Genomic DNA, 20,529 nt, shown 5'->3' on the forward strand with positions numbered 1-20,529 from the left:
TCGTGGTGGCGGGCGAGGATATTCTGGGCGCAAGCGGCGAAGGGCTGCGCGGGATGCGCAAGCGGATCCAGATGATCTTCCAGGACCCGTTCGGATCTTTGAACCCGCGCCGACGCGTCGGGCCGATGATCGCCCGCGCCGCCGTGCTCTCGGGCGCCAGCCGCGCCGAAGCCGTCACCCGCGCGAAAGAACTGCTGGAGCTGGTGGGCCTTGAACGCAGCGCCTATACCCGCAGACCGGCCGCCTTTTCCGGCGGGCAGCGGCAGCGGATCGGCATTGCCCGCGCGCTGGCAATGCAACCCGATGTGCTGATCGCCGATGAAAGCGTCTCGGCTTTGGATGTCTCGGTCCAGGCCCAGGTGCTGGATCTGCTGGCCGATCTGCAAAAACGGCTGCAGCTTGCGGTGGTGTTCATCACCCATGACCTGCGTGTTGCCGCCCAGATCAGCGACGAGATCGTGGTGCTGAGCCAAGGTCATGTGGTCGAGCGCGGCCCGGCAAGCGAGGTCCTGACCCGGCCACAGCATCCCTATACGCGTGAGCTGATCGCCGCCGCCCCCGGGCGCGACGCATTCTGAGGCCAGTGGGCGAATGCCCCGCATTCCTGCATCAGACGGGGCCTTGACGCGCGGCAGACAGCAGCAGAAGGTTCGGGGCGCGCCCGGTCGGCGCGCCCCCGTTTCCTGTGCCGGGAGCCCTGCCCTTCCGATGTCGTCCGCCCCCTCTCTGACTTCGCTGCGCGCCTTCGCGACCGTTGGCCAATGCCTCAGCTTCACCGAAGGCGCGCATCGCCTCGGCGTCACGCAAAGCGCGGTCAGCCGGCAGATCCGCCAGCTGGAAAGCACCCTAGACATCGCGCTCTTTCGCCGCATCGGCAATGCGGTTGAGCTGACCGAGGCCGGGACGATGCTGCATGAGCGCCTTGCCGGGGCCTTTGATCTGATCGACGACGCCGTGCAGGAGGCGCGCAAATCTGTGCCGCGCCAGAAGCTGACTTTGCTGGCGCCGCCAACCTTTGCCGCGCGCTGGCTCTCGCGCCGGCTGGTCTCGTTCCGGCAACGCTTCCCCGATCTCGATCTCTCGCTGCATCTGAGCCCTGATGACAATGTGCGGTTCGACTGTGTGATCCGGTTCGGCACCGACCCCCGCGACCGCCAGTCATCAACCCGCCTGATGGTAGAGCAGCATATCGCGGTCTGCGCCCCCGATCTCTGGGCCGATCCCGAACGGCTGCGCGCAAGCTGCCTGCTTTACGTGCTGGACCGCGCGCTCCGGCTGCCCACCTGGGATAACTGGTTCGCCTCGGCCCAGCATGATCGCCGCGATCTGCCGGAAAATGCGATGGAATTCGCGACGCTGGACATGGTGACGCAGGCTGCTGTCTCGGGGGCGGGTCTTGCGGTGATCGACCGCAATATGATCGAATCCGAGCTGGTTTCCGGCGCGCTGATCCAGATCGACCCGGTGGTGGTGACCGGCCCTTACGGCTATTGGCTCGACATCCCGACCGAGCGGCTGGCCCGCAGCAGGGTGGTGCATTTCGCCCGCTGGATGCAGCAGCTGGCGCTGCAGGGGACGCGCGCTCCGGCCGGCGACTGACCAGGCTGGCAGGCAAGTGCGTGCTGACCTCTGAGATTAGAGTGCACGTTTCTCAAACCGCCCAGGCCGCATCCGAACCGGGCGGCTCTGGCGGGAGGGGCGACCTCGCGATGTGCCAGGTGCAGACCAGCCGCTCTGGCGCAGGCGAAGGGAGGCCGAACCCAGTGCAGAGCACCAGGCCCCCCGCATCCAGGCCCCCCGCGCGTCATTCACCACCTGCCGGATCTCGCGCCACGGAAGCCGCGCCGGGATACGCGCGGCTCCACCGCCGCTTTTGCGCTGCGGAAGGTAAATAATGATCCGAAACCGGGGCCGGGCCAGGACTGCTTCAGCGGCCTGACAGGCGGCGCCGCCCCTTTGACAGGGCGGCGCCAATTTCCGGGAGAGCACCGGCAATGGTCGCGGGATTACTCGGCCGCGAACTGGTTCATGGTATTGGCGTGCCCGCCGGCTTTCAGCGCACGTTCGCCCGAGACCATTTCCTTGAAAGTATCACCAAGATCCGAGCCGACCTCATGCTGGTGCCTGACCGCCGAGACACCGCGACGGATTTCCTCGCGTTGCACGGTTTTGACATATGCCAGCATCTTTTCCTCGCCGAAATAGCCGCGCGACAATTCATCGACGGATTTCGCGGTGAGGTGGAAGGTCGGCAGCGTGATCAGGTTGTGGAACACCCCCGCCCGGGCCGAGATATCGGTCTGGAAACGCTGCAGACGCTGATCCGCCTCGCGGCCCAGATCGGTCGCGTCGAAATCGGCTTTCATCAGCTCATTGCCGTCGGGGTAATCGCTGGCTTTGATCCGGCCCGCTGCCAGCCATTCCTCACGTACCTGTTTCCTGAGATTCAGCGTCCAGTTGAAGCTCGGTGAGTTGTTATAGGTCAGTTTCGCATTCGGCACCGCCTTACGGATCTCGGCGACCATGCCGGCGATCTCATCGACATTCGGGGTGTCGGTCTCGATCCAGAGGAGGTCGGCGCCGCCCTCGGTCAGGTTCGCGACGCAATCCTCGATCACCCGGGCGCGACCGGTGCCCTCCCTGAAGGGGAAGAGGCCGTTTGGCAGGCGCAGCGGCCGCACGAATTCGCCACCCTGGTAAAGCGCCAGCTCGCCTTCCCGGATCGGGTTTGCGTCAGAGATCGGCTCTACCTTGAGCCATTTGTTATAGTGGCTGGCCAGATCGCCCGGGCGGGCGGAGACCGGAACTTTCTGCGTCAGCCCCGCACCAAGACTGTCGGTGCGCGCAACGATTACCCCCTGATCGACGCCGAGTTCCTCGAATGCGAGGCGGCAGGCGCGGAGTTTCTCGATGAAATCCTCGCGCGGGACAGTGACCTTGCCGTCCTGGTGGCCGCATTGCTTGGCGTCTGACACCTGGTTTTCGATCTGGAGGCAGCAGGCCCCCGCCTTGATCAGCTCCTTCGCCAGCAGATAGGTGGCATGTTCATTGCCGAAACCGGCATCAATATCGGCGATGATCGGCACGACATGAGTCTCGAACCCGTCAATGGCGGCAATGGCGGCGTCGCGCGCCTCTTCGGTCTGCGCGGATTTCAGCGCGCGGAACAGGTCGTTCAGCGCCACCTCATCGGCCTGGCGCAGAGAGGTGTAAATTTCCTGGATCAGATCGGCGACGGCGGTTTTTTCGTGCATCGACTGGTCGGGCAGATGGCCCCAGCGATTGCGCAGCCCGGCAACCATCCAGCCGGAAAGATAGACGTAAGTCCCTTTCGCAGTGCCGCGCATCCGCTTGACCGCTTTGATCATCTGCTGGGCATGAAAGCCTGACCAGCAGCCCAGGGATTGCGTGAATTTCGACGCATCCTGGTCATAGGCCGCCATATCGGCCCGCATCACCACCGACATTTCGCGGGCGATTTCGAGATGGCTCTCCCAGGAGTTTTGCAACCGCAGCTGCACGATATCATCGACCGAGACCCCACCCGCCGTCTGGCCGGTCGGGTAACGCTGCGCAACCTCGCGGCGCAGTTCTGCATAGGTCTTGCGGGGCATCGGAGATCCTTTCATGGAGAAGAGAAGGCTGGCAGGCACAGGCCCCGCCAAAGGGGGAAAGCGTGGTCAGCCGGTCCATCAGTCGAGCGCGTTCAGCACGTCATAGGCCGGCAATGTGATGAAATCGGGAGGCGTCGTGGCAAGGATCGCCTCATGCACGATCCGAGAGGCCGAGGCGTAATGGCCCCGGTGGAAGCCGGTCGGCCCAAGGCGGCCAAGGATTTTGACGATCTCTTCCTGGATCAGCGAGGCGAGCCATTCGGCGGTCAGTTTCGTATGGTCACCATCGGTCAGCGTCACCTCGGACCCGTGGCGCAGCCATTGCCAGAGCTGCATCCGCGCGATCTCGGCCGCGGCGGCATCTTCCAGCATCCCATTGATCGCCACCGCGCCACGGCCCTGCAGCCATTGCGCCAGATATTCGATCGCGACCGCGATATTGTCGCGCAGGCCGGCCTCGCTCACCCGTCCGTCATGCGGTTTCAACAGCATCGCGGGGTCGATCCGGTAATCCTGCCGCGGGCGGCGGATCTGGTTCGGGCCAGGCATCGCGGCGTCAAAAACCTCCAGCGCGACCGGCACGAGATCTGGATGCGCAACCCAGGTGCCGTCATGCCCAAGGCCCACCTCGCGCTCTTTGTCGGCGCGGACGCGGGCGAAGGCGGCCTCTGTCACCTGCCCGTCACCCTGCCCTGGCACCACGGCAGACATGCCGCCCATCGCATGGATGCCGCGCCGATGGCAGATCTTGACCAGCCGCGCCGCATAGGTCGCAAGGAAGGCGCGGTCCATCGTCACTTCGGCCCGATCGGGCAAAACGTAACCGGGATGTGCGCGCAATGTCTTGATATAGCTGAAGATGTAATCCCAACGGCCACAGTTCAGACCGGCGATATGGTCGCGCAGCTCCCAGATGATTTCATCCATCTCGAAGGCGGCGCGCAGCGTCTCGATCAGCACGGTCGCCTTGATGGTGCCGGGCATCAGATCCAGTGCCTCCTGCGCGTGGAGGAAAATCGCATTCCACAGCCGCGACTCGCGGTGGTTCTCCAGCTTTGGCAGGTAATAAAACGGACCACGCCCGTCTGCGGCGAGCGTCTTGCCGGAATGGAAGATATGCAGCCCGAAATCAAACAGCGCCGCCGGGACGGGACGCCCGTCGATCAGCAGATTGGCCTCAATAAGATGCAGACCACGCGGCCGCAGGATCAAAAGCGCCGGATCGTCTTTGACCTGCCGGGTCTCGCCGGTTTTCGGATCGGTGCAGCCGAGCGCATGATCGCGGTAATCGAGCAGGTTCACCTGCCCCTGGATCATGGTGTCGAAGCGCGGCGCACTTGCGTCTTCCAGATCGGCCATGAAGACCTTCGCGCCTGAATTCAGCGCGGTGATCATCGTCGCGCGATCCGCCGGACCGGTGATCTCGACCCGGCGGTCCATCAGCACCCGGGGCACCGGAGCCGCCTCCCAGATCCCCTGACGAATGTCTTTCGTCTCGGTCAGGTATTCCGGCAACATACCCAGATCATAACTGTGCTGACGCGCGCGGCGCGCGGCCATTAGCGCGTCGATCTGGCCGGAAAATGCACGGTGCAGCCCGGCGAGGAATGCCAGCGCGTCAGGCGTCAGAACCCGGTCGGCGCCGGGAACTTCGCGCAGGATCACGGGCGGCAGGCTATGGGGCGGACGGTCGAGCGGCATAACGATTCTCCGATGTGGCTCTGGCGTAAAGTCACTATGGTAATGTTATGCCGCATGTGCATTATCTATCTGAAATAAAAGGGTAATGATGTAAGTCTTGTCACATTACCCTTGCGCGATCTGTAAGGTTTGTCACAAGCGGGATGCGAGGAAAGACATGACAGGCGAGGGCAAGCGGGGCGAAAAGCTGATCATCGGGCAGCGTCTGAAGGTGCTGCGGCAATCGCTGGGGCTGACCCAAGCGCAGATGGCGACCGAGCTTGGCGTCTCCGCAAGCTACATCACCCTGATCGAGGCCGATCAGCGTCCGGCCTCGGCGCAGTTTCTGATGAAACTCGCATCAATCTACGATCTGAATATCTCGGAACTCGCCCCGGCCAGTGACGCGCAGCTGGCCGCAGATTTCAACGCGGCACTGAAAGATCCGCTGCTTGGGGCCGGGCAGATCCCAAAGGTCGAGATCGAGGCCATTCTCCAGGCCTCACCCCGACTCGCACGCGCCTTCGTCCAGTTGCATGACCGCCACCGTGAAGCCGTCCTGCGCCCGATGGCGGACGACAACCCGCTGACCGATCGCGATAAGGTCGAGGTCCTCTCAGAAAGTTCGCGCCCGGCCGAGGCGGTGCGGGCCTGGTTCTACGCGCGCGGCAATCATGTCGACGCGCTCGACCGCGCCGCCGAGACGCTGGCGGCGGAATTGCAGCTTCATCGCAGCGAGCCGCATGTGGCGCTCTCGGCCCGGCTTTCGGCGCATGGCGTGCGAACCCGTATCCTGCCGGCTGATGTGATGGGCGGGCATCTCAGGCGGTTTGATCTGCATCGTAAGGAGCTGATGCTCTCTGAGCTGTTGCGCCAGTCGAGCCGGCGCTTTCAGATCGGCGTTCTGCTGGCGCGCCTTGAGCAGGAACCGCTGATCGCGCGGCTCGTTGATGAGGCCGGGCTGACGGAGCCATCTGCTTTCACCCTGATGCGCGTCAGCCTTGCCAATTACTTCGCCGCAGCCCTGGTGATGCCCTATGCGCGTTTCCTCGGCGCCTGTGAAACCACGCGCTACGATGTCGAGTTGCTGTCCCACCGCTTTGGCACCAGTTTCGAGCAGACCGCACATCGCATGTCCACGCTGCAACGCGAGGGTGCGCGGGGCATCCCGTTCTTCTTCGTGCGGGTGGATCGCGCCGGGAACATCTCGAAACGCTTTTCGGCGGGGCGGTTTCCCTTCTCACGCTTTGGTGGCACCTGCCCGCTCTGGAACATCCACGGCGCTTTCGAGACGCCCGATCAGGTACAGACACAGCTGATCCGCATGCCCGAAGGCGCGAGCTATTTTTCGGTTGCGCGCACCGTGACCCGCGCAGGCGGTATGCAGGGGCAACCGGCGCAGCGGCTTGCGATCGGGCTTGGCTGCGACACCGCCTATGCGCCGCGCCTGATCTATGCGGATGGAATCGACCTTGTCAGATCGAAACCGGTTGAAATCGGGCTGAACTGCTATCTTTGCGAGCGCCGCGACTGCGCCGCCCGTGCGCATGCACCGATCAACCGGCCGCTTGCGGTGAATGAACGCGAAAGAAGCCTCGCGATCTACCGCTTTGGCGAAGAGTAACATGCCGCCGGCATATCTCCGGCGGCATCGTGATGTGATATGATTATGCCGTCAGCTCTTTGCGGATGATCTCGGCACCGGCACCCAGAGCCTGCAATTTTGCCCTTGCGATATGGCGCGGCAGCGGTGCCATGCCGCAATTGGTACAGGGGCAAAGGTTTTCGGCATCTACAAATTGCAGCGCCTTGCGCAGCGTATTCGCCACTTCCTCCGGCGTCTCAACCCGTTCAGAAGCCACATCAATGGCCCCAACCATCACTTTCTTGCCCCGGATCAGTTCAATCAGATCCATCGGCACATGCGAATTATGGCATTCAAGCGAAATCATATCAATGCTTGACGCCTGCAGCTTCGGGAAGATCTTTTCATATTGACGCCATTCGGTGCCGAGGGTCTTTTTCCAGTCCGTATTGGCCTTGATGCCGTAGCCATAGCAGATATGAACGGCGGTCTGGCATTTCAGGTCCTCAACCGCCCGTTCCAGTGTGGCAATCCCCCAGTCATTGACCTCGTCGAAAAACACATTGAAGGCGGGCTCGTCAAACTGGATGATATCGACGCCTGCGGCTTCCAGTTCACGCGCCTCCTGATTCAGGATCGCAGCAAACTCCCAGGCAAGCTTTTCCCGGCTTTTGTAATGCGCATCATAGAGCGTGTCGATCATGGTCATCGGGCCGGGCAGCGCCCATTTGATCGGCTGTTTCGTCTGCCGCCGCAGGAATTTTGCATCCTCGACAAAGACCGGTCTACGGCGCGCCACGGCACCGGTGACGGTCGGCACGCTGGCATCATAACGATCCCGGATTCTGACGGTTTCTCGTTTCTGAAAGTCAACGCCTTCAAGATGTTCGATGAAAGTCGTGACGAAATGCTGACGGGTCTGTTCCCCGTCGCTGACAATGTCGATGCCGGATTGCTGCTGATCGTCCAGCGCGAGGCGCAACGCATCCTGCCTGCCTTCGGCAAGCGTTGCCCCCTCAAGTTTCCAGGGCGACCAGAGTTTCTCGGGCTCGGCCAGCCAGGACGGTTTGGGAAGGCTGCCGGCAGTGGCAGTGGGGAGAAGTTTATTCATAGTGGGGACCTTTTATATTCTGTCAAAGCGCGAAACTGGCTGACCATTGCGAAAGCCTGGCCTGATGCGGCCTGATAAAATGCTCTTCCGCGAATTTGGCCTGTTCCAGCGCCAGACGGCTGCGCTCTTCGCGGTCATAGACAATCCGCGTCAGAGAATAATCCTGATGTTTCAGGCTTGGGCGATAGCAGCTGCCTGCGGCGGCATTGGCGTTGTAGATTTCCGGACGATAGATCTTCTGGAATGTCTCCATCGTACTGATGGCGCTGATCATTTCCAGATTTGTATAATCATCAAGAAGATCCCCCATGAAATAAAATGCCAGGGGGGCAACGGCGCCCGGCGGCATGAAACAGCGAACCGTCATACCCATTTTTGCGAAATACCTGTCAGTCAGAGATGCTTCATCCTGCCTGTATTCAGCACCAAGAATAGGATGGGTGATATCGGTTCTGATATAGGTTCTGTTGCTTGATACGCTGAGACATATCACCGGTGTCTTTCTGAAATTTCGGCGATAGACCTCAGATTTCACGAAACTCCTGAACAGATTTCCATGCAGGTCGCCAAAATCCTCCGGCACGGCAAAGCCGGCTTTCCCTTTGTTATATTCCGGGAGCGCTATACTGAAATCATAATCCCGCACATAAGACGAGAAATTATTCCCCGCAGATCCATCAATGATCTTACGGTTTTTGTGATCAAGGATGTTTGTCTTCAGAATCTCAATAATCGGAAACACACCCGCAGTTTCTGCACTCCCCATAGCCATATCGACGGATATAATCTCGACCCCAACGGAATACCGGTCACCTTTTGGGTTGTCCCATCCCGCCAGAGAATTGAATCTGTTGGTGATCATCGCCAGAGTGTTTCGTAAATTCTCCCGGCGGTGTGCCCCTCTGGCGAGATTGGCAAAATTGGTGGTGATGCGCGTATTATCGGCCGGAATGTAATCCTCGTCGAAGCCAATCTTCGTAACTCTGAAAGTGAAACCTTCTGTCATTGTGACATGCCTTCTGAGCGGCCTGAAAAGACAGGCCGGAAAACCACAGACACTCCGCGACGGATGTCGCGAAGCCGGCCCCGGGCGACTGATGTCACACGGGCCTTTGCAGTCACCTTTGCGGAACGGCCGCTCCCGACACGCCCACCGCGGCCGGAACAGGTGATCAATCCAGGCAGGTTTCCTGACTTGCGGGTCGTAACCTTGTCCGGCCTTCCCGGCGCAGAATGCGCGCCAGTGGCATTTCGGACGGGCTCGCCGCTCACAGTTGCGGGGGCAGCTCCGGATTTGGCATTGGCCTTACCAGATTCCCTTTTAACCGGGGCTTCCCCCGGCACCTGAATCAATCGATAAAATCCTTTGCGGGCCCGGAAATGTCAACGATTTCAGAAGCAGATTATATTCATGAAATTCATGAGCGAAACCGGCAGTGTAAGAAATCAGGTGCAGACGAAATTTTTTTTAAAACACCCCTAGGTCATGTTGACAAATGGCGGAGCCAGAGCCTGATGCAGGCGACGTCGACGAAGCCCAGGAAGCTTTCTGCGGTTTTGTCGTAGCGGGTTGCAAGGCGGCGGCTGTTTTTCAGCTTGTTGAAGCAGCGCTCGACCATGTTGCGCAGGGTATAGATGGTCATGTCGACAGCCTTGCGCACCCTTCGGTTCTTTCGCATCGGTATCATGGGCAGGGCGTTGCGGCTCTCGATGTCTTCCCGAATTTTATCAGAGTCATAGCCCCTGTCGGCGACCAGAACTGTCGGTTGGGGCAGATTGTCAGCCATCACCAGATCATAGCCGGTGTAGTCGGAATCCTGCCCCGGCGTGATCTCGGTCCTCATCGGGAGGCCTGCGCCGTTGACGCGGAGATGGATCTTGGTCGAGAAGTGGAAGGTGGTCCAGAAAACGATCCAGTGGATCGTTTTCCCACCGGACGCTCTCGAACGGCCAGGAGCCTCTTGTCAGCAGTCCCCCTTTTGCGCCCGCCGCATGATGATGAGCGCGGATCACAGTGCTGTCGACCATCTGGAGCTTGTCTGGCGTGTCAATCGGCGCGCAAAACTGACCCCCTATCGGCGTCCAATTTTGCCCCCCCTATGCTGCGTCGAGATCAGGGCCTGAGTCGACGGAACTGATCACAGAGTGGAGGCGGGTCAGGCCCTGATCGGGGTCAAGTGCGGTTTTTGAAGCGCCATGACTCGTTGCCGGTCTCAATGATCTCGCAGTGATGGGTCAGACGGTCCAGGAGTGCCGTGGTCATTTTGGCGTCACCGAAGACAGTTGGCCATTCACCGAAGGCAAGGTTGGTGGTGACGATGATCGATGTGCGTTCATAAAGGCGGCTGATCAGGTGAAAGAGCAGCTGCCCGCCTGATTGCGCGAAGGGCAGGCGCAGCGCGGTGTGAGTCAGTAGAAGTGGCGGCGGGGTCGGGTCGCGTCGTCGGGCGAGAATGTTGATGACGACAGGCGCGGAATGGACACCCTGATCCACGGCTTCGACGGCTTGCAGCCCGTCATCGGGCACGCAGCTCAGGATCTGGACCATCTGCCGGTCGCCATCATCGCTGCCCTTCAGCTTGCGCCGGATCGCGGCCATGGCGGGTGGAAGCACCCAGTCCTTGAAAGGAGCCCCATTACGCAATGCGCCAGGTTTGCGTGCCAGAACAGGCACATAGTGCCATGGATCATAAACCGTCTGGCCCCACCCAAAGGCGCGGGCATGTTCTCCGACCACCACGCCATCCTGCCGAATGACAATCCGCTCGGCATAGGCATGCACCTCGACGGGACGTCCGACGGCCGTAGCCAGGACCGAGTATTTGTTGTTGTCGAACCGCACCGTGCAGGTCTTCGAGACGGAAGCAGGCACGCTGTGGAAGCCGTCGAAGCGGCCAACGTAAGGAACGAGGTGGGGGCGCTCAGCCTCGAACATCTCCCAGATCGTCTTGTCGGCATCTTCCACATGGCGATGCGCCTTGGCATAGGCCACGCACTTGTCCAGCAGCCAGGCGTTCAGCTCGTCGAGGCTCTTCACCCGCAGCCGCGGTGTAAAGAACCGCTCCCGCACCAGCCCGACCTGGTTCTCGACCTGACCCTTCTCCCAGCCTGAAGCCGGGGTGCAGGCGACGGGTTGGACAAGGTAGTGGCTGCACATCTGCAGGAAGCGGCGGTTGTATTGACGCTCCTTGCCGGTGAAGACAGCTTCGACAGCCGTCTTCATGTTGTCATAGATGCCACGGGCGCAGGTGCCCCTGAAGAAGCCGAACCCGCGGTCATGCGCGTCGAACACCATCTCTTGGCTCTCGCGCATGTAGGCGCGGGCGAACATCATCCGGCTGTGGCAAAGTCGGACATGCGCCACCTTGATCGTCACCGTGACGCCAGAGATCACCACGATCTCATGGCTCCAGTCGAACTGGTAAGCCTCGCCCGGTGCATAGTAGAGCGGCACATAGGCTTCTGCCGTCACCGCCCCCCGGTTCTGCGACCAGTTCCTGGCGAACCGGCGCACGGCATCATAGCCACCCTGGTATCCGAACCCACGCAGTTCCTCGAAGATGCGGATCAACGTCAGCCGTTCCCGCGCGGGCTTGTTCGCATTGGACGACAGAAACTGTTCGAGCTGCCCCTGCCAGGGACCAATCCGCGGCATCGGCTGACGCTCACGCTCGTAACTGAAGTCCGTCTCATCCGTCCGCAGGATCTTGCGCACTGTGTTCCGTGACACGTGCAGTTCTCGCACGATCTTCTTCATCGACCAGCCCTGAACGTAGAAGGCCCGCCGCTCTCGCGCGATCGTATCCACCCGCTTCATCCCCCCTCCGTTCGCTGCCTCGCAACGAACGGTCTGACAGAACCTAAGGGGGGGGCAAAATTGGACGCCGATACCCCGCATTAGGGGGTCAATTTTGCACGCCGAAACACACTGAACGAGGCCGACCGACTGCTCAGGGCCGGTGCAGCCTATCACGCGTGCGAGAAGCTCATACTTACGGGCGCACGCGCTCCCGCGTAGCGCAATGTGAGCGGCTTCGGCCCGGAACGACCGATATTCCACCTATCCCAAAACAGAAAAGGCCCCCTTGTGGCGGCCTAAGCGTCTGATCACACTTGGATTTCGATTGATTTATGACAGAACTGGTTGCGGGGACGCGCAACCTACGAGACCGACACTCGATTCAAGTCGCAGTCTGATAACCAATTCAATCGTATAGAAACCGGGGGCGTATCACACAAACAAATATTTCTCGCGTCGCCAAGGTCATCCTGGGAAAAGATCACGCACGCGCACAAACGGTCCACCGGTTTCGACAGCGCGGCGAGCTTTCCGGCTGATCACTTCCGTCAAGGAGAGTTGCCGGGTGAGAGTATCGAAAAGATCGAGCCCATCCATGCAAATGATAGACGTAGGTGCTTTGCCAAAGGCAGCGAGGCCGTCTTGAGTAAAGCCAGTATTGCTGATGAGCATCCCTCTGGCCCACCTGGCCTTAGTCTAAACCTTGCCAGCGAAGGTGTGAAGGTCGGCGATGCTACATCCTCCGTTCTGCCATTTTGCTTCCAAGAGATAGGTTTCCCCTTCATGGGCAAAGCTGCCATCAATTTGTTCGCCGGTCAGACGGAAAGATGCCCGGGGAGAAAGATCATAGGCACCAAAGAGGTCTTGCAGGAACTTCTCGAAAGCGTACCCACGCGGCTGAGGATCGAGTTGACTGACCTCTATGAGCCTCTGCGACAACCCGGTGAGAAGCGCCGGGTCGGGACCGACCGGAGTAGCGGGCGCTGGCGGTTGTGGATCGCGGAGTGGCAAGCTCGCGAGAAAATCATTGTCAGTCAGTTCCGGAATACGAAACGATACCCGGCGAAGCAGATCATTGAGCTGTTCGACTTCCTCACGAGCGAGTGGCTCACTGCGTCCCCTGCGCCACGTCATTGACTGGCGGATGACGGCGAGAACAAGCGGACAGAAACGGTTACGCCGATGCTCGAGGGTGGCGGCAAGAAGATGTGTGAGCGAGGGGAGCTTGCTGCCGGGCTGCCAGAAGTCACCGACACCGGCCTCGGTAGCCGCGAGGGGAAAAGCCGTTTTAGGGTTCCCACTGCCGGGCAGAAACCCATACATCAGCTCGGCGATTTCACTGACGGCGCTTGCCTCCTTCATGCTGAGCGCCATGATTAACTCCTGGCGCCAGCCGCAAGTCCCGTCATGTGGCCGGCGAAAGTAGCGATGAACCGTCTGAACGATCCGGTATCGCTCAGTTGCCGGAATTCGCCCGTCTCTTTTCCAGCCTCATCCGGGGTGAGCATCAGCGCGGTCGCCGTGTAGAGCTTTTCCTGAACGAGGCGGCGGCAGAGAATATCGCAGCGCTGCGCGTATGACGCGCCCTGGAACTCGGGGAAAACCGGAAAATGCTGCTCCTTGACGCGAACCGGTGACGTGGAGCCGGTGCAATCGCGCATAATCATCAGCCAGCCGAGGAAAGGTGGCGGGACGTCCTTGCCAAAAGCGCCTTCGCGGAACGCCGTCCAGAAATCATGCGCCGCGCCGATCGCTTCCTCGGAGCGGTTGTTCATGTTGTTACCGAACGAACTGCCGATGCTCTTCAACTCGAACACCGCGACCAGCAATTTGCGGTGGGTGATGATCAGATCCCATTCCTTGGTCGGCCGGAAATATCCCGGCAGAACAGGCACCTGCCGACCTAAGTGGAATTCCAAACCTTTGAGGCCGTGGCCGTTGGCCACGTCCTTGAACAGCGGCACGAAAGCATCAAGATGTTTGCCGGCGGTGACTGCGCCGCGCGAGCCGACATCCTGAACGCCGCGCTCGATCTGCGCCTTGGTGGCGGCATCTTTGACGCCCCAGAAGGCCTTGATCGCATTACGCGCCTTCTCTTCGTAGTCTGCCATGTCGCTCATGCGCCCTCCCCCGCCAGAACGGCACGCTCAGCCTCGGTGAGATCATACAGACTGGCAACGGCATCGTCGCAGATCCTCCTGTCGCCAGCTCTGCCGGCGCGGATCAGGGTTTCGCGCATTGCGGGCGAAACATCGCTCCAGCGTGGCACGCGGATACGCCGCAGATATTGCGCTTGGAATCGCAGGAAGCCGCCGCGCATCCTGGTGGAATAGGCAGCGACGAACAGCCGGGCGACACCCGAAGTCAGAACCGCCTGCAGCGCGTGCAGATCCCATTCGTCGGCGATGATGAAGTAGAGATTGTGGTGCGGATAGAGCCGACCTTCCTCGTACACGATGTGGGCGCTGCCCTTGATATCGGGGATGAGCAGCTTGGGTCGGGCGACCAACTCGGGATAGATGCGGTCGATGGTGCGATACCAGTTGGCTGGAGCCTTTTGGGCGACATGGCGCCCGGCGATCTCGTCCTTTCGCGCATCAAGATAGGCGTGAAGGCGGGGATAGCGATCGAGGTCGACCAGCCGACCGTCCTCGGCGAAGGGATTGATGACACCGTATCCGCGCCACGCCACGCTCCCCGCATTGATATCGCGTGTCATGACTAGGGGAAGCTTACGATCGGGCTCGACATCCATCTCATCGAACCTGCCGATAAAGGCCTTGTCCGCTCCGGTGGCGACACCGATGCCGACCTTGCAGCCGACCTCTTCCAGAGTCGGCAGCGCAGTTTCCAGGCGGCGCACAAGCACCAGGTCGGGAGACGTGTCGAGAATCCAGGGCTGATCGCCAACGGCAACGTCAGCGAGTTCCTGAACGCCTCCAGCGGCAGCGCGGTCGCCGGTCAGTTCGCCCGCAAGGCGCGAAAGCACCTCTGCCTCGATCGTCGGACGACGGGCGATTCGGGTGGCGCCAGCGGGCTGGCGGGCGATGACGGTGATGGCAGGATAGGCGATCACATCGGAATGAAAGGCCTGCGTGTCCACCATGTCCACATAGCATTTCAGGTGGAAATGCTGCGCGACAAGCTTTCGAAGGGGGCCACCGTAACGGTTTTTCATCCAGCGGTCTGCGCAGATGAAACCCAGCTGGCCGCCGGATCTGAGAGAGGTCAGAGACCGCTCGATGAAGGGAACGTAGATGTCGGCGCGATCGTATATGGTGCTGTATCGCGCGCGATACTCGGCCATGAGCGCATCGGCGATCAATTCCTGGCGCACATAGGGCGGGTTACCGATCACCGCGTCGAAGCCATTCTCGATCGGGGTCAGCAAAAAGTCACCATAGACCAGCCAGGAAGCGGCCAGACCCTGTGCGGTGTCAGCACCGATACGGTGTTGCCTGAGCAGGGCAATCAGCCGGTCCCGCGAGGAGACGAAGGTGTCGCGGTGCAGTTCGACGGCGGTGACAGCGTTGGCGAGCGTCGAAGCCGGATCGGGTCGGCCCGCCCCTTTCCAGGCCAGTAGCAAGCGCTCGATCGCGGGAAAGAGAAAATCGCCGTCGCCAAAGGACGGCTCGAGCAGGCGCATCGTGTGCAGCGGCCTGTCGGCGGTGTAGCCGGTGAGGTCGAGGATGAACTCTGCGACTTCGCGGCGGGTGAAGATCGCGCCCCGCTCTTCGATTCCGGCATTGGAAAGTGCCTCGACCGCGTCGGTGACGGCGCATCGGCCGATCAGCGCCGGCTGGTTGAGGGCAATCACGGGGACGAGTTCATTCATACGGATCATGGCAACCTTGGCTGGACGGGGTTTCGCGCCAGCATGGCCACAGGACTGACCACGATCATATGCGCACGTTTCCTGACCTGAGCGAGGTCATAAGCAAGTTGGAGCTGCAACCAGTTTTCTTCGTTGCCTCCGAAAGCCTTGGCAAGTCGCACAGCCATTTCAGGAGAGATGGCCGCGCGACCATTGACCACATTGCTTAACGCCTGGCGAGTAACACCGAGGATGCGCGCACCATCAACGACACCAAGATCATAGGCGTCGAGGCAGTCCTTGCGAACCAGAAAACCAGGATGCAATGGGTCGATTTTCATCACAGAACAAAAATAGAATACTCAACAAGATGCGGTCAAGCGTCAATTGTCGCTTTCCATTGCGCCCGCTCAGTTGTGTCTGCCTGTGCTGCTTCGCGGTGACGCCTTTCAGGATCAAGAATCGCCAGGGCGCCGCACTCTGAGATATCGGCCTTTTCGGCGCGATCCAATGTATTGGATCATACCTGTCAACTTGAGTGCGGCAATGTCGCGGCGGGCTGTCTTGAGGCTCACCTGCCATGTCGACACGATTTCGTTCGCCCCGGAGCGGCCGCCTTCGGCGACTCGGGCCAGAAACCAGTGCTGCCGCTCGTTGATTTCGGGCGTTTCAGGGTCATTCATTGGGTCACGATCAGGGTCATGTTCAGGGTCATCTGAGCCGTCCCTCACATGCGAACCGGCTCCTGTTGCCTCGCCTTCGGCATATGCGGCCCGCGCTGAAGCCAGGGTATGTCGATCCTCCGGATGGCTGAGCCTTTTCGCAACCGCTCCCTCAATCAGAGCCTGCGCGTAGGCCCGGATAACCGGCGACGAAACCATCAGCCGCAGGAAATACAGGCTATCCGGGCCATGCTGTCCTGAAAGCCAGTGCTTGACCGTCCGCTCGCTGGCATGGGTCTGACGCATCAGGGCCTTGACCGCACGATGGCTCTCTCCATGCTCCTTGCGCAGCAGGTCCGCCATGGTCCTGGCATAGGCGTCTCGCCCAACGAGAGCCCCATTCCATACCGGTAATTTCCTGCCCTTTTTCGGCAACATCTTCCGTTTCCTCCGCCGCTAGAGTGCCAACAATGCGGAGTGGCGGCAGACACCGGTCAGGCGCTGCGCGCGAATGGTTGCATCGAGCTTCATTGCCAACACCGAGGCAGCGGGCCACCGCGGTCAGTTTCGGGAAAGGACCACTTTTGACAGACCGAACATCTCACGACACGGAAAGGTCACAGCATCCGGCCCGGTTGGCGGCAAATCCTGTTCGGGCTGCCGAATACGTCCGCATGTCGACTGAACTTCAGAAATACTCGACAGAGAACCAGTCCATCGCCATCCGGCTCTATGCCGAGGAGCGAGGGATCGAGATTGTCCGAACCTACGCCGACGAAGGCAAAAGCGGGCTCAGGATCCAAGGGCGGGACGCCTTGCGACAATTGATCGAGGACGTGCAGGCAGGCACTGCCGATTTCACGGCCCTGCTCGTCTACGATGTCACCCGCTGGGGGCGGTTCCAGGATGCAGATGAAAGCGCCCATTACGAATACATCTGCCGACAGGCGGGGATAGCGGTCCACTATTGCGCCGAACAGTTCGAGAACGACGGCAGCCCGGTCTCCACGGTGATCAAGGGACTCAAGCGCATGATGGCGGGCGAGTACAGCCGCGAACTTTCCACCAAAGTGTTCGCCGGACAGAAGTTGCTGATCGGGAAAGGCTATCGGCAGGGCGGACCGGCAGGCTTCGGCCTCAGACGCACGCTCATCGACGAGCACGGCACCGTCAAAGGGGTGCTGGACCGGGGACAGCACAAGAGCATCCAGACCGACCGTGTGATCCTGACACCCGGACCTGACGAAGAGATCGGCATCGTGCGGGAGATTTATCAGGCATTCGTTCACGGCGGAAACAGCGAAAGCGTGATCGCCGCCGATCTCAATGCACGCGGCTACACAACCGATCTCGGCCGCCCCTGGACGAGAGGCACGGTCCACCAGGTCCTGATCAACGACAAATACGTCGGCGACAACGTCTGGAACCGGCGTTCCTTCAAGCTGAAGGAAAAGCGGGTTCACAACACCCCCGATACGTGGGTCCGCGCCGAGGGCGTGTTCGAAGGCATCGTAGCGCGCGAACTTTTCGACGCGGCGAAGACCATCATCCATGCCCGATCGTTTCGTATCAGCGACGAGGACATGCTCGCGGCGTTGCGCGCGCTCTACGAGCAGAAAGGCCTGCTTTCGGGCATCGTCATCGACGAATACGACGGAATGCCTTCAAGCAGCGCCTACAGCACACGTTTCGGCAGCCTGCTGCGTGCCTACAGCCTCGTGGGTTTCATGCCGGAACGGGACTATCGCTATATTGAGGCCAACCGCGAACTGCGTAAACTGCATCCGACCATCCTGCGCGAGGTGCTTGAAGGCCTGCGCGCCGGGGGCAGCGATGCCTGGCAGGATCTTCAGACGGATCGGGTGATCGTCAATGACGAATTGAGCCTGTCTGTCGTGATCGCGCGCTGTATCGAGACGCCAACCGGCCTTTTGCGCTGGAAACCGCGCTTCGACACATCGTTGATGCCCGACATCACCATCGTCGTACGCATGGACAGGTCTAATAGTACGCCGCTCGACTACTACCTCTTTCCGCGCATTGACCATCTTTCCGAGAAGCTGCGTCTGGCGGAGGACAACGCGTTGGATCTCGACGCCTACCGCTTCGATGACCTCGACCTTCTCTACAGCATCGTTACACCCATCCCCCTTCCGGAGACCGCCTGATGCCAGCCACTCGCCCAAATCGTGTCGAGATGATCCCGATTTCACGAATCACGGTCATCAATCCCCGCGCGCGTAACAAACGCCAGCACCGGGAGATCGTGAACAATATCGAAGCCGTCGGCCTGAAGCGGCCGATCACCGTTAGCCGGCACGACGGTCCCGTTGGTGCCAGATATGACCTCGTCTGCGGTGAAGGACGGCTGGAGGCATTTCAAATGCTGGGCCAGACCGAAATTCCGGCGGTGATCATTGAGGCCAGCGAAAGCGAATGTCTTGTTATGAGTCTCGTCGAGAACATAGCCCGGCGCATTCCCCGCCCCATCGACATCATGCGCGAAATCGGCGCGCTGCGGGCAAGGGGTTACAGCGACAGCGCCATTGGCGAGAAGATCGGTGTCGGTGCCTCCTGGGTCAATATGATCGCCTCTCTGTTGGACCATGGCGAAGAACGCCTGGTTGCCGCGGTCGAGACCGGCCTGATCCCGATCACGCTGGCAATGGAAATATCCCGGGCGGAGACCGAGGAAGCGCAGAACCTGCTCCTCGATGCCTATGAGACCGGCAAGCTCCGAGGCAAGAAACTGGCGGCTGTCCGGCGAATGCTCGACATGCGGATGCGCGCACAGGGCAAGGGATTGCCGACGGGCCGCCTGGGCAAGAGGGGTGGCCCGACCACGCGCCGGATGACTGCCAACGACCTGATGCAGGTCTATCAACGCGAGGCGGAAAAGCAGCGGCTTCTGGTCAAAAAGTCGGATTTCACCCAGACACGCCTGCTGTTCGTTGTCGAGGCGCTGAAGGAACTGCTCGCAGACGAGGGATTTGTGAACCTGCTGCGGGCGGAAGGCCTGTTCACCATGCCGCGGGCACTGTCCGCGCGAATTTCCGGAGAGAGCGATGACTGACCGACCCAAAGATCCGAACGAGAACGGCGGACGCATCCATCTTGCCTTCGACCGCAGCTTCGTGACCGTTCCCGTCTCTGCTATCATTCCGCTGAAAGCATTGCCGGACGGCGCTCGGGAGAGTCGTGCGTTCTCGCAGGTCCTGAGCTCAATCAGGGCGATCGGTCTGGTGGAGGCGCCGGTCGTGATCCCCGACACGACGAAACCGGGCAACTATTTCCTGCTGGACGGCCATCTGCGCATCGAAGCCCTGAAAGAGCTTGGGATCGTGGAGGTCGAATGCCTGCTCGCCAAGGATGACGACACCTATACCTACAACAAGCGCGTCAATCGCATTCCGCCGATTCAGGAGCACCGGATGATCGCCCGCGCCATTGAGCGTGGCGTGACCTCCGCAGAAATCGCCGAAGCGCTCAATCTTCAGATCGAATCCGTGCTGCGTCGCTACAGGCTGCTTGAAGGGATCAGCCCGGAAGCAGCCGAAATGCTGAAGGATACGCCCTGCTCAATGAAGGTGTTCGACATCCTGCGGCAGATGACAGCAGTCCGACAGATCGAAGCGGCGGATCTCATGATCGGGCAGAACAATTTCTCGGTAATGTTCGCACGCGCCATCCGCGCCGCCACACCCGAGAACCAGCTCGCGGCCGTCAGGAAAGGAAAGGGTGCTGGAGCCCCCACCCCGTCCAGCCAACAGATCGCCCGCATGGAGCGGGAACTGGCCACCCTCCAGACGCAGGTCAAGTCGGTCGAAGACACCTATGGCATAGACAATCTGCATCTGACCGTCGCGCGCGGCTACCTTGTGAAAATGCTAGCCAGTAACCGCGTCATCCGCTGGCTGGCGAAGTATCACCAGGACTATCTCGGAGAGTTCCAGAAGATCGCGGAGATCGACAGCCTGGGACCAATCCTGGGATCACCCGAAGCCTGAATTCCGGATGGGGACCCGGACCCGATAAGCGCGGGGACCATGGGAGACGCCGCACGGTGGGGCGGATCAATCATGGCGGCGGGAATGGCGGCGAACCCGCAAGAAGCCCGCCGAGGCTGGCCGTCATATGGTCCAGCCGCGTGTGAGATTTCCTGTCTTACACGACCGTGCGAGCGTGGCGGCAGAGCGCTGCCGTCACGCCCGCACCTACTCATAGCAGATACACTCTCCTCCAAGCTGGGGCTCAGGGACCAATA

Annotated in this window: 17 protein-coding genes, 1 pseudogene and 1 riboswitch; of the genes and pseudogenes, 6 read left to right on the forward strand and 12 right to left on the reverse strand. The window is 60.7% G+C overall.

Annotated elements, in window-relative coordinates; translation table 11 throughout:
* Positions 1–2: 2 nt before the first annotated feature.
* Together QNO18_RS25870 and QNO18_RS23515 are read left to right on the forward strand one after the other, a co-directional pair.
* On the forward strand, positions 3–578 hold the full coding sequence (locus tag QNO18_RS25870; protein ID WP_349293943.1) for an ATP-binding cassette domain-containing protein: 576 nt from the start codon (positions 3–5) through the stop codon (positions 576–578).
* A gap of 130 nt (positions 579–708) precedes the next feature.
* Complete coding sequence (locus QNO18_RS23515; protein ID WP_283179895.1) at positions 709–1,599, forward strand: LysR substrate-binding domain-containing protein; 891 nt, start codon at positions 709–711, stop codon at positions 1,597–1,599.
* A gap of 407 nt (positions 1,600–2,006) precedes the next feature.
* Here QNO18_RS23515 and QNO18_RS23520 read toward each other — a convergent pair whose 3' ends face one another.
* Together QNO18_RS23520 and aceB are read right to left on the reverse strand one after the other, a co-directional pair.
* On the reverse strand, positions 2,007–3,614 hold the full coding sequence (locus tag QNO18_RS23520) for an isocitrate lyase (protein ID WP_283179896.1): 1,608 nt from the start codon (positions 3,612–3,614) through the stop codon (positions 2,007–2,009).
* Between the two features lie 78 nt (positions 3,615–3,692).
* Entirely contained in the window at positions 3,693–5,315 is a 1,623-nt protein-coding gene (gene aceB / locus QNO18_RS23525; RefSeq protein WP_283179897.1) for a malate synthase A, read from the reverse strand.
* A 157-nt stretch (positions 5,316–5,472) separates the two neighbouring features.
* Between aceB and QNO18_RS23530 the strand changes: the two genes are divergently transcribed.
* Positions 5,473–6,918 (forward strand): short-chain fatty acyl-CoA regulator family protein, encoded by a 1,446-nt coding sequence (locus QNO18_RS23530; protein ID WP_283179898.1) that lies wholly within the window; start codon positions 5,473–5,475, stop codon positions 6,916–6,918.
* A gap of 43 nt (positions 6,919–6,961) precedes the next feature.
* Here QNO18_RS23530 and QNO18_RS23535 read toward each other — a convergent pair whose 3' ends face one another.
* From QNO18_RS23535 to QNO18_RS23580, 10 genes and pseudogenes are all read right to left on the reverse strand, one after another.
* Entirely contained in the window at positions 6,962–7,990 is a 1,029-nt protein-coding gene (locus QNO18_RS23535) for a methionine synthase (RefSeq protein WP_283179899.1), read from the reverse strand.
* Positions 7,991–8,012: 22 nt separating this feature from the next.
* A complete protein-coding gene (locus QNO18_RS23540) occupies positions 8,013–8,996 on the reverse strand; it encodes a DUF1852 domain-containing protein (protein WP_283179900.1) in 984 nt (327 codons plus the stop codon).
* 156 nt (positions 8,997–9,152) lie between these two features.
* Positions 9,153–9,353, reverse strand: a riboswitch (cobalamin riboswitch).
* Between the two features lie 121 nt (positions 9,354–9,474).
* Positions 9,475–10,033, reverse strand: a pseudogene (locus QNO18_RS23545) (IS5 family transposase); the annotation flags it as partial.
* Between the two features lie 130 nt (positions 10,034–10,163).
* Positions 10,164–11,807, reverse strand: coding sequence for an IS21 family transposase (gene istA, locus QNO18_RS23550; RefSeq protein WP_283179901.1), 1,644 nt, complete (start codon positions 11,805–11,807; stop codon positions 10,164–10,166).
* Positions 11,808–12,254: 447 nt separating this feature from the next.
* A complete protein-coding gene (locus QNO18_RS23555) occupies positions 12,255–12,461 on the reverse strand; it encodes a hypothetical protein (protein WP_283179902.1) in 207 nt (68 codons plus the stop codon).
* 24 nt (positions 12,462–12,485) lie between these two features.
* On the reverse strand, positions 12,486–13,163 hold the full coding sequence (locus QNO18_RS23560) for a hypothetical protein (RefSeq protein WP_283179903.1): 678 nt from the start codon (positions 13,161–13,163) through the stop codon (positions 12,486–12,488).
* A gap of 2 nt (positions 13,164–13,165) precedes the next feature.
* The gene (locus QNO18_RS23565; protein WP_283179904.1) at positions 13,166–13,909 is read right to left on the reverse strand and encodes a PaeR7I family type II restriction endonuclease; all 744 of its coding nucleotides are present in this window, start codon (positions 13,907–13,909) and stop codon (positions 13,166–13,168) included.
* On the reverse strand, positions 13,906–15,624 hold the full coding sequence (locus tag QNO18_RS23570; protein ID WP_283179905.1) for an Eco57I restriction-modification methylase domain-containing protein: 1,719 nt from the start codon (positions 15,622–15,624) through the stop codon (positions 13,906–13,908). The genes QNO18_RS23565 and QNO18_RS23570 overlap by 4 nt, the downstream gene beginning before the upstream one ends.
* Before the next feature lie 5 nt (positions 15,625–15,629).
* Positions 15,630–15,944: a HigA family addiction module antitoxin gene (locus QNO18_RS23575; protein WP_283179906.1), complete on the reverse strand. Its 315-nt coding sequence runs from the start codon at positions 15,942–15,944 to the stop codon at positions 15,630–15,632.
* Between the two features lie 114 nt (positions 15,945–16,058).
* Positions 16,059–16,703 (reverse strand): hypothetical protein, encoded by a 645-nt coding sequence (locus QNO18_RS23580; RefSeq protein WP_283179907.1) that lies wholly within the window; start codon positions 16,701–16,703, stop codon positions 16,059–16,061.
* A gap of 197 nt (positions 16,704–16,900) precedes the next feature.
* Here QNO18_RS23580 and QNO18_RS23585 point away from each other — a divergent pair, with 197 nt between their 5' ends.
* The 3 genes from QNO18_RS23585 to QNO18_RS23595 are packed head-to-tail and all read left to right on the forward strand — an operon-like array spanning position 16,901 to position 20,272.
* Positions 16,901–18,433, forward strand: coding sequence for a recombinase family protein (locus tag QNO18_RS23585; protein WP_283179908.1), 1,533 nt, complete (start codon positions 16,901–16,903; stop codon positions 18,431–18,433).
* Positions 18,433–19,338 (forward strand): plasmid partitioning protein RepB C-terminal domain-containing protein, encoded by a 906-nt coding sequence (locus QNO18_RS23590; protein WP_283179909.1) that lies wholly within the window; start codon positions 18,433–18,435, stop codon positions 19,336–19,338. Before QNO18_RS23585 ends, QNO18_RS23590 begins: the two co-directional genes overlap by 1 nt.
* Positions 19,331–20,272: a plasmid partitioning protein RepB C-terminal domain-containing protein gene (locus tag QNO18_RS23595; RefSeq protein WP_283179910.1), complete on the forward strand. Its 942-nt coding sequence runs from the start codon at positions 19,331–19,333 to the stop codon at positions 20,270–20,272. The genes QNO18_RS23590 and QNO18_RS23595 overlap by 8 nt, the downstream gene beginning before the upstream one ends.
* Positions 20,273–20,529 lie beyond the last annotated feature (257 nt).

The organism is Gemmobacter sp. 24YEA27 (assembly GCF_030052995.1).
Classification (GTDB): Bacteria; Pseudomonadota; Alphaproteobacteria; order Rhodobacterales; family Rhodobacteraceae; genus Pseudogemmobacter.

Excerpts from the sequence above, each read along its gene's own strand:
- QNO18_RS23590 (WP_283179909.1), top strand. The coding sequence starts at position 18,433 with ATGCCAGCCACTCGCCCAAATCGTGTCGAGATGATCCCGATTTCACGA.
- QNO18_RS23555 (WP_283179902.1), bottom strand. The coding sequence starts at position 12,461 with ATGCTCATCAGCAATACTGGCTTTACTCAAGACGGCCTCGCTGCCTTT.
- QNO18_RS23515 (WP_283179895.1), top strand. The coding sequence starts at position 709 with ATGTCGTCCGCCCCCTCTCTGACTTCGCTGCGCGCCTTCGCGACCGTT.
- QNO18_RS23575 (WP_283179906.1), bottom strand. The coding sequence starts at position 15,944 with ATGAAAATCGACCCATTGCATCCTGGTTTTCTGGTTCGCAAGGACTGC.
- QNO18_RS23535 (WP_283179899.1), bottom strand. The coding sequence starts at position 7,990 with ATGAATAAACTTCTCCCCACTGCCACTGCCGGCAGCCTTCCCAAACCG.
- QNO18_RS23540 (WP_283179900.1), bottom strand. The coding sequence starts at position 8,996 with ATGACAGAAGGTTTCACTTTCAGAGTTACGAAGATTGGCTTCGACGAG.
- QNO18_RS23520 (WP_283179896.1), bottom strand. The coding sequence starts at position 3,614 with ATGCCCCGCAAGACCTATGCAGAACTGCGCCGCGAGGTTGCGCAGCGT.
- QNO18_RS23595 (WP_283179910.1), top strand. The coding sequence starts at position 19,331 with ATGACTGACCGACCCAAAGATCCGAACGAGAACGGCGGACGCATCCAT.
- QNO18_RS23560 (WP_283179903.1), bottom strand. The coding sequence starts at position 13,163 with ATGGCGCTCAGCATGAAGGAGGCAAGCGCCGTCAGTGAAATCGCCGAG.
- istA (WP_283179901.1), bottom strand. The coding sequence starts at position 11,807 with ATGAAGCGGGTGGATACGATCGCGCGAGAGCGGCGGGCCTTCTACGTT.
- QNO18_RS23570 (WP_283179905.1), bottom strand. The coding sequence starts at position 15,624 with ATGAATGAACTCGTCCCCGTGATTGCCCTCAACCAGCCGGCGCTGATC.
- QNO18_RS23530 (WP_283179898.1), top strand. The coding sequence starts at position 5,473 with ATGACAGGCGAGGGCAAGCGGGGCGAAAAGCTGATCATCGGGCAGCGT.
- QNO18_RS23580 (WP_283179907.1), bottom strand. The coding sequence starts at position 16,703 with ATGTTGCCGAAAAAGGGCAGGAAATTACCGGTATGGAATGGGGCTCTC.
- QNO18_RS23565 (WP_283179904.1), bottom strand. The coding sequence starts at position 13,909 with ATGAGCGACATGGCAGACTACGAAGAGAAGGCGCGTAATGCGATCAAG.
- aceB (WP_283179897.1), bottom strand. The coding sequence starts at position 5,315 with ATGCCGCTCGACCGTCCGCCCCATAGCCTGCCGCCCGTGATCCTGCGC.